Here is a 15,773-nt window from a genome sequence, read left to right as displayed (position 1 = left end):
CCTATCGCTCATGGTTCCTTACATACATATGCCACGGCGCCACAGCCGAATCAGCGGCTCATACTGTGCACGTATGTCAGGTAGCTTGGTAATTGCCTCCTCGAGCAGGTCAGCGGCTTCCGTAAGCCTCCCCGGTTGCTTCGCTAACTCCAGTGCGCGACTAGCCTTGATCTTCGCATCACCCGACTTTCCCATTTCCTTGTTCGATCCAAGAATGTCCTTTGAGCTACCGGACTCCACGAAAACGCGTTTTGATGTTTCTTCTTGATCACTTTCGTTTTGCCACCTTATCAGGTCTCGACCAAGATCAATTGCTGTTGGATAGCGTGCGGCTGGATCTAAGTAAAGGCATTTAGAAACGATTGAGTCCAACCATTCATCCACAATTGCATTATAGAAGCTTGGCGGACGTGCCTTCCCTAAATTCGTGACTCCTTTCGCTATGTCTCGGTCGACAAGCTCGGGGTAAGGGAACGAATCTGTCAATAACAGATACAACGTGGTGCCGAGAGACCAAACATCAGCAGCCGGTGAGTCCATATTCTCGAATGATTCTGGTGGCTTGAATCCAAGGGTTCCTCGCGCACTCACCAATAACGTTAGAGGATTAACTCGTTTGGCTAGGCCAAAGTCGCCCACGCGAACCCGAGTGCCGCTGCCATCATAACCTATTAGTATGTTTTGTGGCTTAATATCACGGTGGACAATCGGGGGATTCTCTGAATGAGCAAGACCGATTCCCGCGCATACTTGCTGTAGGATTTCAACTGCATCTTTCACAGGCATCAAGGAATTGCGATAGGACCTCCAGTAACTGTCAAGGCTGCCTCCAGGGACGTATTCCATCGTAAAAAAGCCAAAATGACCATCTTTACGTTCAAGAACGTCTGCATCAAAAACGCGAATCACGTTGGGGTGCCCGATTTTGGAGAGCAGTACAGCCTCGGAGAGCATACGCTCGACATCTTCAAGGGATTCGACTTCATCCTTGAACACTTTCATGGCTTGACGGCCTAAGAACCGGTGCTGCACGCGGTAAACTTCGGCGAACGCACCTTCCCCAATCATCCGCTCAATCCGGTAGGATCCGCGTATGTGATCGCCCTCGCTTAGTATTGACATTCTTGGGATCCTCCAATTCGCTCGGGCTTTCCGCGCCAGATCATACTACTCGCTTGTAGACAACAAGTGACGCCTCCCGTTGCCCAAATAGTCGTGAGCATTTCCAGCGCTTCACGGGTGTTCGTGAAGTGGGTATAGAATTTCCGACACTGCCCTTTGCGCAGCCTAATGTTGCCGTACCAGAATCCACTAGTTTTCAGTTTGCTCTTGTAGAGGGAGAATATGGATTATGCGGCCACAATCCATCCCATGCATAGGACTTCAGCTTGTGCCAGAGCAATATCGGTAGCCCTCGCCTGCTTGCCAGGTGGATAGCCATAATTCCGTAGTATCCGCTTAATAATAGCATGGATGCTCGCTCTTACGTTCTCACGTACGGTCCAATTAATGGTCACACTATTTCGTACGGCCTTTACAAGCTCCTGAGCGACTAATCGAAGTGTCTGGTAACCGAACACCTTAACCGCACTATCATTCACCTCGAGTGGATCTGGTCTGCCCCCAATTCCGGTACAAGTTGCGGGATTACAGCCTTGTTTCGGCGCAGGCGGCGTATTGCCAAGCGAGCCGTGTGATCTAGCCGTGTTCTAATTCACACGCCACATTCTGGAGAGCATTCTAACGCAGTACTCTGGCATCCGGGTATTCACCCGAAATATCATCCAGTGCGTCTTGAATCTCTTCCTCATACTTGCAGTCATGTCGAAGATACGCAATCCACATCAGCATTCCAGTGTTGTGCCTTGCAGGTATCTTCGGCAGGATATCAGCGCCTCTCATTTCAGTCTGCCGGCTACTTCCCAAAAGAACTACAAAATCACCGACAGCGTCAGGAGCTACTTTGAAAAAAGTGCTTCGTGAAATCTTTGTCTCTGCCGTTAGGGGATAATAGTCACTCCACATTGAATGTCGCCTGTTGGTGCTGTGAATGTTAGTTCGCGAATAATCTCGACACGCTGTGCAGTCTGACCGTGTTGTAATGCGCTCGCCACTGCGTGATCTGGACCTGCGCCTGCTTTACTGTATAGAAGATCTCGCCTTTCAAGATTTCCTTCAGCCTGCAGTTGAAGTACTCAATGTAGCTGTACTCCGAAGGGCTGCCAGAAGACAAAGAGTATCTTGCACTGCAAACTCTGTTAAAGGGTCATATTGGAAAAAACACCCGGGTGATTGTGTACATTTGTTGCATGTGTAAGTACTTAACTCAACCTCTCTACATCGGCTTCATCCAATGGTTCCTCGACGGCATTTCGCAGCCAGCTTACCTTGATGCCTTGACTTGAACGTCCTTCAATCGTGACGGTGACTTTTCCTTCATCACTTTGGTCTGCCAGATTTGCAACGGCCTTAAATACCTTGAAGACCTGGTCACTATTTGCCCGGAACTTTATCGTGACTGCAGGTATGCTTTCAACCTTTTGACCACCAGGTGGCTGAATTGCGCTACCTCCTAACACAGGTCCATCGACCGTGATTGAAGCCCCGCGAGTAGTGTCGCCGCCGGAATCGACTCCTCCTGACACATTGGGAGTATCACCGGAAGACGTCGTCACGGGTGTTTCTGGAGTCGGAATTGCGGTCGGAACGATGATGAAACCTGATTCGATATCTACCTCATCCTCGGACATCATGCGATTAAGCACAACGCGATTCGGATTGACATCGAACTTCCCTGACGTTCCAAGAGTAGGAGTGTTGCCGCTCGTGTATCCGAACAGACCTTCTTGTACACCTTTCACGACAGCCTTTCGTATCGCAGCTGCCGACTCCAAGCGCGGAGGTTCGTGGAAACCGAGGATTCCATAGAAACTGTCCACAACATTCGCAACCAATAGTCCGAGTCGTGGCTGCCCATCGGGGCCAACTTCACCAAAGCCTATTCGTTCAGTCATCTTTCTCGGTGTGACTGTGGAAAACACTTGTTGTTTGCCAATCGTCAACAACTCCATCACACGATTGTGAATCTCTGTAGATTGCAGCGGTCTGCCAGTGTTGGTAACCTTCTCGATACCTTCGGCCCTTCCACTTTCAGTTTCATTCATAATCGGCAACCAAACAGAATTGTAAAGATCCTTGAAGGCGGACTCGGCTGCAAGTTCATCCGTACGTCTTCTCTCCTTCAATTCATCAACTTGCTGGTCGGTTAGCCTAAGCGATTTGCGTTTCGAGTCAACACGTTCTATTGCGATGACTGACCGAATCGCTCTTTTTATGCCCTCTGCCATACGCTTATCTGGTACGACAAGACCGAGACCATTTCGATACCGTCTTGGTTTATTCCCATACTGAAACAACAGTGTCATTGCCTGCTTTTGTTGCTCATCTGATGGTAACACTGCAAAATCAAGCGGCATGTAGCCTAATAGAAACTGCGGTTCACCATCCGGGATTTTCGTTGAGTCTTCAGGCCAAACAATGGCGCTTTTTTGACCGGCAAGTTTATCAAACAGTTGTTTCCGAACGCGGTCAAGAACTTCTTTCTCTGTTACAATCTTTTGCTCGTCTTCAATCAGCTTGACGACGTTTGGGTCTTTCTTGAAGCAGTAGCGAACGCCGTCATAGTGCAGATAGACGCATAGATTCTTCAAGTCGGCCAGCACCGACTTTGCCGTGATATTGTCTAAATCAGGACCAACACACACTGCAAGCAACTCACTCTCGGTGACTCCTGGAGGAAGATGTTCCGATTCGTCTTTGCCAGTTCGCTTCAGCCCGCCAAACGAATAAACCAGAATTGCCGTTGCGAGTCTAGTGGCCGGTCGCACATTTGCAAGTGACGGCGTTTCCCTGGCCAAACGGTCATCAATCTGTTTTGCCCGAGCCGACGGTCCAGTAATGTCTTGTGAAATCGCGGCATCGTAGTCGTTCTGTGCGCCAAGCTCCTTCAGCATCTGCAAACGAACTTCAGCCGACTTCAGCGGAATGTCGCCCGGACCAATCAATGATGCTGTGGTGCCTTCTTTCTTCATCGCATGTAGCACACGACCGATGAAGCGAATCGCGCCACGTGTACGCTGATATGCATCAAGCGATGCCCAACGGTCTTTCATTGCGTCTATCAGAGCAGGATGGAAGGGATAGGCTTTCTGAATGCGGTCCCGCAGTGCAATGCCTTCTTCCTCTGCCTGTCGTCGCCCGGCATCAGTCTCGGAATGCGATCGTTGCATGCCGCTTACTATTCCACTGTAAACATCGGCCGCTTTCTGTGCAGCGTCGTCAGGTGGTGTCCCGCCCAAAAGCCTTTTCTTAATGACATGCAAGACCTCGTCGCCTTGCACAGGCTCGCGCAATTGATCCACTCGGTCAGCAATATGGTCGAGTTCCTGGAATAGCGAAAGATGGTTCAGTGCTTCTTTGCTGTTGCTCCATGGCAAGGAATACACCATCGCCCAGTTACTGCTATTCGCAACTTCAACCGTCAGGTTTCCGATGAAGTCTTTCACTTGCCGCTGCATAGTGGAATCACCAATGACTACGGCGCCAGCCCGCTCCGCGTACTTCAATAGTTCGTCGATCAAGATCAAAACAGGACGACCGTTGGCACCAACAGTCAGGAGCTTGCGAATGTCATCACCGCTCATCGAAACGCGGTCTCGATCAAAAGGCTCCGCAATAGGCCATGCCTTTTTCGGATCTATCTGCCACGCAATCCAACCCCACATCGTTTGGATTGTAACACCTTCCACCATCTCCTTCATCTTCGCGCTGAACTTCTCGCCGTCGAACACAGCCACAGCCACGTTGTCCGGTTTGGCATAGCCTTCAAGTTCTGGGACGCCAGTCAATTTCATCCGCGATCTTGCGGCGTGCAACAACGTGGCAAGGGTATGTGACTTACCCCCACCAAACGGTGTGCGCAGTTTCAGGACACGATTGTATTTGCCTTTCCCCGCTAACGATGCGAGCACTTCATCAAGCAATCGCGAAAGATCGGTCGTGATGTAGGTTGCACCGAAAAAGGCTTGCGGATCCCGATAGACAGCTGGAAGTGTCGGACTATTTTCTGCAATAGCTCCGAGGTCAATAGCAAAATCGGAATCGTTCAGTGCCCCTGATTCGACATCAGGATGAAGGCGGACGAGTTCTGTCCAAGGGCGAAGAGTTACTTTGTTCATTTTATGTTTCTAAATCTTGTGTGTTGGCCAGAGTTCTTCAATCCGCTTGTACATGTCCATGATAAGAAACTTGTCCTGACTCAATCCTGTCCCAATCGAATTGACTACCGTTGCAACATCTTGATGTGATTTCACTACAACAAACTGAACCGCTGACAACTCAAACGTAAAATTGTGTGGTACTCGCCACTCGCGTTCGTGAGAATAATCTGTCCCGTGTCCTTTTCGATTCAAATGCGCATATCTGTTCTTGAATGCCGTTTTGAATGCATGTTTGGGCGCATAGGGAGTGACGAAGGCATCCACATGTGGATTCCAGCCCGGATTGTACTTCTGTTTATTGTAATGATCAGGGCGCATGTATATCGCAGGAGCGCCACCCGAATTAAATAGATGCTCCTTTGTGAACCCGACACCGTAAGGTGAGTACCGTGCAGTATGGTCTATTAATGACCACCACGGACATTCTGTGAAAGGAACCGCTGGTAAGCCAGTCCAAGGCATGTTGGTTGCCAAGATTGTTCGACTCGTTAGTATGCTAATAAGGCGACCAATCGCACCGCCACTTACTGCCGCAATCTGACTCTCGGCTGCTGAATCCTTGCCGGTAAAACCTTTTTGTGGAGCTTTCGTGAAATGCGCGACGTAGTTAGAGAAATCGGGTCGATTCATTATAACCTCAGAACGTGATTAGACTCCCAACGTCCCTTGTGCTGGCGCCGGATTAAATAACCCCTGTTCAACCAGCCCGCGCCAATTCGCCAGCAGCTTGCCGAGTGCAGATTGCTCCGCTGTAGTCGTGGTAACAAGTGTTTCGGTGGATTCGACGTTGCCTTTTAGTGCGGGGCCTGCGAGGGCTTGGGCAACAAGGCGTAGGTGTTCAGGGTTGGGCTGCGCTTGGTCGAGATAGGATTTCAAGGATCGCGGTTGATGCTCGACCAACCACAGTACGCGATGCAGCACATCCATCAATGGAGCAGGTTCGCTGCCTTCCGGCAAACCCAGTTTGTCATCGTCGCCGCGTTCGGTGAAGTCACGCAGATGGTACGTCCCCTTCTTCTTGGCAAGCAGTGCATTGACACCGTTCGATAGTCCTTTCGGACCGTCCAGTTCTACGGGTTGTCCATAGCTCATGACAATCGCCTCGCCTGCGTCGAGATCAGCGTTGCCGTACGCATAGCGCCACAACACATAGAAGCGTGCAGTGCCATCAAGCGATTCCACGTTGGTGCGGGCATCTTTGAAAATCTTCTTCAGCAGGTAGTTCAGCACCACGCCTTCCACTTCGGCCAAGAAGCCTTCGGCAGGCATCTCTTCGCCGTTCGCCTTCTCCACACGCGCAAACTGCGTGTAGGCTTTCAAACCTGCTCCGACCGCCGCAATCACCAAGTCTGCACCGCTGATTCCCATTTCCCACAATGTCTCGACGCGTTCGCTGACGATGGATTCAATCTGTGGACGTACTTCGGATTCATAGGAGCCTGTACGAGTTCCTTCACGCTTGCGGGCAACGAGAAATATCGAAGCACCGAGTGAGGCTGTCTCTATGGCGAGTAGCCTGGCTGAGCGCTCTGTTTCCAAGGGCCACGCTTCAGTGACAGTCAACCCTGCCCTTCTCATAGCATCAACCAAGGTTGCCCAGCCGAGAGTGGTCTTGTGTGCATACACAATTGTTACTATTCCTGCTGGCTTAAGTGCTTTCGATGATTGGCTAAGCGATTCGAACATCATACGCTCGTACTCTGACTTGGCCTTTTCCATGTCGCCGTCGAATCGTCCTGAAAGAGCTGTCACTTCTTGTTTCTTTGGCGTTAGATCGGAAGAGAAGTGGTCCGAGTAAGCGCGGCCAAGCGATCGTTTCATCCAAACGTAAAAGAAGTCCGAGATATCTGCGTACGGAACGTTGTCGTAGTACGGCGGATCTGTAACTACAGCGTCAATTCTCTCCAAAGATGATGGCAGCTCAGTTGCAGTTCCTCTTAAAACTTCCGCAAAGTTCGTGTCCGACCATACGCTTCTAATAGCGTCCAGTTGTGATGCGAGAATTGAATGAGCGTTCGATCCAGTGGAACCGAATGGCGCCAGCTCAACGAAGTCTGTTAACATCGCCAGCGCATGGCGAGCAAATGTATCTGAAGTTGCCTCGGTTTGGCTTATCCATCTGCACAGAGTACTACCGTAATCAGCAATTTTGTTCGTCATTGCGGCAAGGTAGGCGGAAATTGCGCGACCTCGTTCATCGTCCCGATTGCACATCCATTCCCCGGCCGCGATTGCTTCCGTCAGCGAAACAAGAACTAGCATTTGTCGCGTCGTAAAAAGATCAGCGAAGGTCAAAAGCCCGTGACGCGTTACGGCAGACATCCCGCGCGCATTGGGTGATGGACGAACTGGGTTAATTGGTTCGTGCGGCAGTTCCAGGCCAGTCTTATGTAGAAGGTCAGTTAGTCGAGCTTGAATGTGTGCGTCTTCCGGAATGAACTGGCTGGGCAAATCATTGGACGAGATGTATACCTTTCCGCGGGAGGAAGGCCTGACCGCAACAATTGCCATTAGCTGTCGCCCAACTACCCTACCTTTTCCACAATCCTGAACGTAATTGGCGTCTGCAACAGTTCCACAGAAGGGGCAGGTTGCGTTCCCAGCCCTGCTGAAGCCAGCCGGATCAAACCCCAGTCCTTTTTCAGTCGTCGCTTCCACAACTTCAAAGCGCACCTTCTTCGCTCCGCTCGGCGCAATCATCTTCAGCGCAACGTAGCGCTTCGCCTTCTTGCATAGCCATGTCTGACGCACGAGCGGAACCGTTGCACCGCACGCAGCATTTTTGCAGGTCACTGTCCGTGTCCACAAATAGGCGACCGGTGTCAGGAACTTCTCGTCTGTTGTCTCTTCACCAAGACTTGCCTGCTTGCTTTCAAACCCCTTGGCCGCAAGCTCGGTTTGGTTCTTTCCGAATTCCACTCGACTCGTGGGCGCAGCTGGATCAGGTATCGGCGGATATAAGTCGCCGATTTCTGCCTTCACGCGTTCAAGCACCCACTCCCCCCAGTAGCGCACTTCGTCGGCCAGCCCACCCCACGTGCCGTTCGGTCCCGTCATTCCTTTTGCGTTCGGATCAGGCTTGCCGTACTTCTGCGGATAGACCAGCGTGCACAGTTCAATAATGTGCGCGACAGGATTCAAATCCAACGCATACGCTTCGCATCCCAGCCGCAACGCTTCCAACGGAATTGCTCCACCGCCTGCAAACATATCCAGCACCTTCGGCCTCGGTGCGCGCCCCTCGCGAATATCCTCGACTGTGACCTTCTTGCCTAACTCTTCAGTCAGTCGCTCGGCGTGCGCTTCCAGAATATGCTGCTCGGCTTCCTTGATAACCTTCGGATCACCGGGATACTTGCACAGCCGCTCAACAAATTTCGCGGCATTGGCCCGCCCCAGACTCTGCTTCTTATTGTCCGGACCGTTCTCCGGCACAAACCGCGATTTAGGCACTAGCGCGCCATACACGGCAGCGCGACAAGCAACCAAAGGTCGTCTAGCCCACCACAAATGCAAAGTCGAAATATGTCCCTTGCGGACACTCTTCTCCCGCGAGGCTTCTTTACTAATTGCCTCGATCGGCAAGTAATCTTCTATTAGGCGAGGGGAGTTACCTTGATTATTGGGCATTGCTTTAAAACTTCTCGTCGTGAGGTTGGGGCCAATTCTTGCTCAGCGTGACATCGCCATTCAATGGACGACAGACACTTATGAATTTGATGCACTTAATGAATCCAGTTCATCGAAAAACTTCAATAGTTCAATAGGTGCGTTTTCGGGTGTAAGACAGTCCACTAAATCATTTAAACGAATTGTGAGACCAGTGTGTTTTTGAAGAATCCCTACAAACTGGCCAAAGATTTCAGTTCCGCGAAGAACTTCAATTCGTGTTTGCAAGTCTTTGCAATTGTCTAAGTAAGCTAGCGCAGCATTCGTTCCCTTTGTCCGACTGTCATTCATGTCAGATCCTACTTCGTTCCGAACATAATAAAATTGCACCTTTTCAACAAAATCTGAACGTGTTGACTTGTATACAATTTCTGATGCATCCCAAAGCCATGTGTCTATCTCTGTTCCAGAAGGGACAGTTTTCCCGGCCTTGTCTGCTGCTGACGTAACTGCTGCACGCACAGTAGAAGGATCGATAAGGTAGTTTTCAATTGAGTAGCGATTCCATATGTGAAAACGCTCAATTCCTTTGGATTTTGCTGTCCCTGCTTGATGTTCAAGCATTTCAGGAGGCGCAACGTCTCTGTCACGCAAAACGTACCAACTGAGGTTGCTACCTATCATCCTCTGAAACAATTCTGCAAGATCTTTAATCATCGTGAACTTGTCAACACCTCGAAACGGGAAAATAACTATTTGATTTGCACCTGTGAAGAGGTTTTTCTTTAGTTTCTGCGCTAGGGTTGGCAATAGAGATTCATCCGTTTGACCCTCAACAAACAAGCATCGCTTACTTTGAAAGAGCAAAGCGATATCGAGATTGCTCAATTGTCCAAGTTTCCTGTACTCGGTTAACAAGTGTTCAACTTGGTCGATAGGCTTGATTGTCGTAGAACTAGGATCAACCGGCAATACTGATTCAATGGGAGAACAAGAAATCAGGTCTTTCGAGTGGGTTGACACAATAACTTGCAGTCCAAAAGTTCGCACGAGTTCTTGAAGGAAACCTGCCAGTTGAGTTTGCAATGATGTGTGAAGATGCGCATCAGGTTCGTCGAGCAAAACTACGCTTGTTTTTCGCCATGCAATAAACGTACAGATCTTCAGAATCTGGTGAAGTCCCGAGCCGGCAGATACTATGTCGAGGTCATGCGTTCCTTCTCGATATGGAGCGCGAATTTCAAGGTCGCGAAGCTCGTCGAAAGCCACTCGCTGCACATCTAAGCCAAAATGTCGTTTGACAGCATCGGCAACAAAATCGAACCCAGGAGCACTAGGCGTGCCGGTCGATACCTGGCTAAGAGTAAGCAGTGCGTTACGGAGTATTGAAGATAATTGTCCTGCGATAGCATGGCGGTGAATCTGTGCGGGTACGCGATACTCTTCGTGAGGTGAGAGTTCAACATGGCCTGGAATAAGCATTGGTGACATTGCCAACGCATCTTTTATTGCATCGGCCCCCATCGCCTTGTTCCAGTCCGTCACTTTTAGGTTTAGACCACCGAAATAGAAATTCAATTGTGTCTCAAAATAGAACCCATTCGACAATTCCGCTCGCACGGTAATCGGCATCCATGTATTCTGACTTTGAAATTTCCTGCCGTGCCAGAGATCGCGTGGTTCGTTTACGGGTAGAAAATCAAAACCCGACAATGTCCTCCCCACTGTTTGTACCTGCCACGATGTGTGGTTGACACAGAGGCGAAGACATTCGAATGCCACAGAGATCGACTGGAGAATCGTACTCTTGCCCGAGTTGTTTACACCTGTCAGAACAGCATACTGAGGCAGTGTTATCTCGGTATTAACAAATCGCTTGAAGTTTTTGACTGTCAATTTGCTCACGTAAAGCGGGCTGTTCGCTACAGGCAAGTAAGCGGCAGGATAGTCCACCTTAGAGTCTTCAAAAAGCTCTGGTTGGTCAGCTGACATACTTGAGTCCTTATATTGCGGTTCTGATAGCATCCGCTGATATTTCGTAAAACCGTGCAGCCATGATTTCGCGCTTCGCATGATCAAGCACAACACCCGGATTCTTGATAGCGACATGTTCCGGTTTTGCACTCGTCGGATTCCAGACTACAGATAACCAGTACGTGTCACCTAATTGTTGCGCTTTGTACCACTCATTAGTAGTCAATCGCACGGGCTGACCTTTAACTCGACCCTTCACTTCAATCCGGCGAACATCCACCTCGCCTGTTTCGGCATCTTTGATTCGGTGCGCACGAATGTCGAACCCCAGCTTCAGATGTCCGACACGCTGAATTCGGTCTTCGGGAAAGCCCTCTGCGATAAGAGCTGCGATAACTACATCTTCGGCAGCAAGTTCACTCTTCCTGCGGATGTCGGGATCAAGTTCGTCAGCAAGCGCCGACAACTGTTCATCCACATCACTGTCCGCTGTTAGAACAACCGCTGTCGCAACATGTCTCACGGGGCCTGTACGAGCCACTGCAAGGCGGTCCAGTCCTGACATACGTTCATCACGAGATCGTTCCAACTCTCCGACGCGCTTTAAGGCTTCATCTGCTGCAAGTTTGTAGTCAGGATTCTCGCGCGATTGCGGCAAGAGGTCGTAGTAACGTTCTTGTGCGCGTCGAATTCTCGCTTTGAACGAGTTTGCAAGATATTCTCGAACCACGCCGACAATCTTCTCCCGTTCAGATTGAACCCGAGCACGACATTCGAGCTGGTAGCCACTCTTCAAGAAGTCAGATGCGCCCTGCGTGCTTGATGCTTGCCATGCTTCTGGTATGTGCTCGTGTGGCAGCAAGTCCAGCAAAGAATCGCAAGGTACAATCTCGAAATTGTCTGCTTGTTCCTTGACCGCAACAAGCTCGCCGTGCAATATGGTATCCTGCCCCTTGATGTCCTTGCCTTTAATCGCGATCTCAAAGAAGTGAAGCTGATACGGGGTTGCCGCAAATGGGTCCACAAAGAAACCGGACATTCCAACACTTGGCGCAAGTTTTTCCGTCAGCTTTTCATCCACTGCTGCATAAAGCGGATGTCCCGGACCGACTAGCACTGCGTCCAAGTGGGCGTCTTGTTCAAGTACCTCTTTCTGAAAGGTGACTTTCTTGTACTGTGTGTCCGCTTTCCCGACCTTCGCCACGGAACGAAGGCGTTCTGACCGAAGATCCTGCAGGACGTGTTCGATCCTAAATAGTCCGTCAGCGCGCTGTTCCACACGAAGTCCTACTTCCTTTGCAGCTTTCAGGAAGTGTGATTCAACATATCGCGGCATCAATCTGCGTTCTTCAACTTCGAGGCTCTTGTGCTGAAAATCTTTAAAGTCAACGAAGCTCCTTGCTAACGCAATGCCGGTAGACTCTTCGTACTCTTTCAATCGATGTGGGTCTATGCGGTCGATTTGATCAATGTACTCATCGAGGCGCCGCGGATCATAAGCAGCTTCACGAAGAATTTCCGGAAGGTTTACGTCGTTAAGGGATAGCACTTCACCAATGACATCGAAAACTCTTCCACCCAATGCATCGTTCATTTGTTCCAATTTCTCTAGGAGCCTGCTGAGAATTCGACCTTCGATGATCGGGTCACCCAATTCCGACTCTGTCGCTACGAAATTGAATGCGTAGACATCACGTTCTTGTCCAATTCGATGTATTCGGCCAAGCCGTTGTTCCAATCGCGTCGGGTTCCAAGGCATGTCGTAGTTAATCATCAAATGACAAAACTGGAGATTGATTCCTTCGCCTGCCGCTTCAGTTGCGACGCAAACCTGGGATTGTGTCCTAAATTGCTCTTGCGCAAACTTCCGCTGGTGAGGATTCATACCACCATGAATTTCGCACGTTGTATATCCCCATTGTTCCAGGTGGCCGCGAATGTAGTTCAACGTGTCACGATGCTCGGTGAAAAGCAGCAACTTGCCACGCCCGTCCTTCAAGTCTGCAAACTCGGCTTCACCTAGACACTTCTTTAACTCATTAAGTTTGGAATCGATTGCGCGATCCCTGACATTTCGTGCTTGGTCGACTAATCGTTGTAGTTCGAAGATCTCTTCGCGAATCTGGTCAAGTTCAGCCACGCCGATGTAGTCGTCGATGACTTGGTCACGCGCTTCATCGTCCAAGTCGTCCTCGTCCATTTCAATATCTGGTTGCCTACCTGACAACTTACCCAAACGCTTCTGACGTTGCTCTGGAGTTAACTCTTCAAGTTCTTTAAGCAGGGCTTCTTGTTTAAGTAGTCGTCTTTTCAGGGATTCATGAATCGCGTACGTCGAGCTTGCCAAGCGTCGCTGGAGCACTGTGCGTGCAAGTGCTGCTGATGAGCGACGTGTGCCTGGTTGCTGCGGCATGTATTCGTTAATATAGCGCGTAACAGATTTATACAATGCAAACTCTTCGGCGTTTAAGCAGAAAGTTGCAGTGCGCGCATGACGGTCTGGGAATAGCCGATGACCTCGCATGTCGCGGAGATCTTCCTTCAACCGGCGAAGCGACCACGGGCATTCTGTTCCGAGTCGAAATATTTCTTTGCGAATGTCTGTCGACTGCTTTTTTAGTCGATGCGGTTCCGGGAAGAGATCGGGATCGATCAAGCGCAGGAAATGTCCGAACTGGTCATCATCGCCATGATGCGGAGTTGCGGTGAGAAGTAGTACGTGATCTGCCTGGGCAGTGAGCTTCAATGCTAGCTCATACCGTTTCGTTGTGGTAACTCTTGATTCACGACCAATGCCGCCGGGAGCTGAACGAGCCGAGCACTTGTGTGCTTCATCAATAATCAGAAGGTCCCATCTTTGTTGCCAAATTCTTTCGCGAACTTCATCCTGCTTTGCATAGTCGATTGACGCTATAACTTGGGAGTGTCGTTGCCAAGGATTAATTAGCTGTTGCTTGTCTACCGATGAATCAATGGTGTCAAACGGTTCGCTGAACCACCTAAGCATTTCGTCTTGCCATTGGATGCATAGCGGCGCCGGGCAAAGAATGAGCACACGTTCAACTGCCTGACGAAGCTTCATTTCCTTGAGCAAAAGACCCGCTTGAATTGTTTTGCCTGCACCTGGGTCATCTGCCAATAAGAAGCGTAATCTTGGCTGAGGCAACATGTGTTGGTAAACAGCCTCGATCTGATGCGGCAACGTTCGAATGCCGGAGAGGCTTACTGCAAACTGTCTATCATGCGCATAAGCAAGACGAATGCGATTCGACTCCACGAGCAACTGGATTGTCCCTGAAGGCGCGGTTATGACCGAAGAATCATCTGTCTGGTCAGTCTGGAGAATTAGCGCAATCTCGTCTGCTGTGACAATAACTTCATCAAGGATTCCGTCTGGCGTTCGCACAAGCAGTTCGTACCCTGCACCTAACGGTCGCGCATCTTCGAGAGTTACGGGAACGTCAAAGTGACCATGCAGATGAATTGGACGACCGATCGGAAGACTGTTTGTCAGCATGTGATTATGGCTTATGTGCCGAGTTCTGACGTTGAAGCAGGTGAGACGTGTTAGCTAAGCTCGTCTTGGTGCGGCCAGGCTTGGGCATGCGGGGCGTATTCCAGTGGCGAAAACGTAACTCCTCAATCTACAAATACATTCAAGCTAATTCAATAGATCATCGCATGTTGGTGAAGTCTGGGGCTATATGTTAGCAAGATAATACCTCGGTGCGTCAAATTCCGTCGCGCTGGATGTCATTGGGCATAGGAATTCCAGGACGGCTGCGGGCGGGAAGGTCGGAATCGGCAGGAATCCCGGCTGGATATCCCTTCGCATGGGTCTGTTTAGCATCGACTTACGACGGCGTCCGCTTTGGCCAAACCGACTTAGACGCTAACGTCTTAAAAGACAATATATTAAAAACACGATGTGGGGCGTTTGGCACCAACCGCAGTACGCCGAATCGAGATCGCCCGAAATTGAACATCTTTTGAAGCCAACACTCTCTAAATCGGTTGAGAATCTGGAGAGGATGGGGCATACAACCGGTCAAAGAGACGGGCTGAAAGGGGGTATGCAACTTTCTTCACGTATTGGCAAGACAACTAGAAGCCAGTCGAGGTGCTGGCTTCAATGATTCGCGCAAGCAACTGGTTACGACCAGCGATCAGAAGCCCGCCGAGTGAGTCCCGTTCGTCGTGCTGTCTAGATTCTAACGGTTCAAGCATACCAGTTACCATTCCTTTACAGGGAACAGCAGTCTCTTGAACCAAGACAACCGCTTGTCTGCGAACGAAGGTGAGGGCCAAAACGCAGATCAGGTATGCCACGCAAGGTTTCGTGTGAAAATTATGAGTGGTGCAGCGTTCTAATCCGGGGATCCAATTCGTTCCTATTTCAGAAAACGCCGAATTATTGCGGGAATAAGTTGGATCAAGATTTTAGATAGCCAAAAATAACGAGAAATTACTCCGCGCTACAATAGTGATTTGGTGATGTCTCGGCATGACGAAAATTTTTTGAAACAACATCGAAAAAAGTGCCGTTTTTTACCATTTTTATTGATTTTAGGCCCAAATTTACTTGCATTCGGCCGACGAATTTTGTATATTATGTACATGGAGCGTGGATATTCCCGCGCTGCCCAACAGCATTTCACGTTAAAACCAATTATTCCCAGTTACCGATATTCGTATGAAAATGAACCGCTAGTGGACTAAACAGCCTTTGCAGATTTTCGCACGCCGATACGGTAACTCGTATCGGCTTTTTCGTTTAAAGCCGATCCATAAAACCAAAAGGACAAACATCCCATGACATTAACACCCTCGCAAACACAAGCCTTAGACGCCCTTGAGGCACTACTTTTAGACGGATACGTGCCTGTATTGACCACGGAGCTAAGCTATATC

The 15,773-nt window shown here is 49.8% G+C and carries 9 protein-coding genes; all 9 read right to left on the bottom strand.

Features of this window, described 5'->3' with window-relative positions; genetic code table 11:
• Window positions 1–18: 18 nt before the first annotated feature.
• Complete coding sequence (locus HUU59_10620) at window positions 19–1,122, bottom strand: serine/threonine protein kinase (GenBank protein NUO19892.1); 1,104 nt, start codon at window positions 1,120–1,122, stop codon at window positions 19–21.
• Between the two features lie 227 nt (window positions 1,123–1,349).
• Window positions 1,350–1,628: a DUF3387 domain-containing protein gene (locus HUU59_10615; protein NUO19891.1), complete on the bottom strand. Its 279-nt coding sequence runs from the start codon at window positions 1,626–1,628 to the stop codon at window positions 1,350–1,352.
• A 112-nt stretch (window positions 1,629–1,740) separates the two neighbouring features.
• Complete coding sequence (locus HUU59_10610) at window positions 1,741–1,902, bottom strand: hypothetical protein (GenBank protein ID NUO19890.1); 162 nt, start codon at window positions 1,900–1,902, stop codon at window positions 1,741–1,743.
• A gap of 151 nt (window positions 1,903–2,053) precedes the next feature.
• Entirely contained in the window at window positions 2,054–2,233 is a 180-nt protein-coding gene (locus HUU59_10605; protein NUO19889.1) for a transposase, read from the bottom strand.
• 88 nt (window positions 2,234–2,321) lie between these two features.
• On the bottom strand, window positions 2,322–5,237 hold the full coding sequence (locus HUU59_10600) for an ATP-binding protein (GenBank protein NUO19888.1): 2,916 nt from the start codon (window positions 5,235–5,237) through the stop codon (window positions 2,322–2,324).
• Between the two features lie 9 nt (window positions 5,238–5,246).
• Complete coding sequence (locus tag HUU59_10595) at window positions 5,247–5,909, bottom strand: terminase (protein NUO19887.1); 663 nt, start codon at window positions 5,907–5,909, stop codon at window positions 5,247–5,249.
• 18 nt (window positions 5,910–5,927) lie between these two features.
• Window positions 5,928–8,909 (bottom strand): DUF1156 domain-containing protein, encoded by a 2,982-nt coding sequence (locus tag HUU59_10590; protein NUO19886.1) that lies wholly within the window; start codon window positions 8,907–8,909, stop codon window positions 5,928–5,930.
• A gap of 78 nt (window positions 8,910–8,987) precedes the next feature.
• Window positions 8,988–10,880: an AAA family ATPase gene (locus HUU59_10585; GenBank protein ID NUO19885.1), complete on the bottom strand. Its 1,893-nt coding sequence runs from the start codon at window positions 10,878–10,880 to the stop codon at window positions 8,988–8,990.
• Window positions 10,881–10,890: 10 nt separating this feature from the next.
• Window positions 10,891–14,379 carry a DUF3883 domain-containing protein gene (locus tag HUU59_10580; GenBank protein NUO19884.1) on the bottom strand — a complete coding sequence of 1,163 codons (3,489 nt, stop codon included), beginning with the start codon at window positions 14,377–14,379 and terminating at the stop codon, window positions 10,891–10,893.
• Between the last annotated feature and the right edge of the window lie 1,394 nt (window positions 14,380–15,773).

The organism is bacterium (genome assembly GCA_013360195.1).
GTDB lineage: Bacteria > Electryoneota > RPQS01 > RPQS01 > RPQS01 > JABWCQ01.
This window is presented reverse-complemented; position numbering and strand designations above follow the sequence as displayed.

Coding starts and splice junctions, on each gene's coding strand:
- HUU59_10600 (NUO19888.1), bottom strand. CDS start 5,237: ATGAACAAAGTAACTCTTCGCCCTTGGACAGAACTCGTCCGCCTTCAT.
- HUU59_10585 (NUO19885.1), bottom strand. CDS start 10,880: ATGTCAGCTGACCAACCAGAGCTTTTTGAAGACTCTAAGGTGGACTAT.
- HUU59_10610 (NUO19890.1), bottom strand. CDS start 1,902: ATGAGAGGCGCTGATATCCTGCCGAAGATACCTGCAAGGCACAACACT.
- HUU59_10595 (NUO19887.1), bottom strand. CDS start 5,909: ATGAATCGACCCGATTTCTCTAACTACGTCGCGCATTTCACGAAAGCT.
- HUU59_10590 (NUO19886.1), bottom strand. CDS start 8,909: ATGCCCAATAATCAAGGTAACTCCCCTCGCCTAATAGAAGATTACTTG.
- HUU59_10580 (NUO19884.1), bottom strand. CDS start 14,379: ATGCTGACAAACAGTCTTCCGATCGGTCGTCCAATTCATCTGCATGGT.
- HUU59_10620 (NUO19892.1), bottom strand. CDS start 1,122: ATGTCAATACTAAGCGAGGGCGATCACATACGCGGATCCTACCGGATT.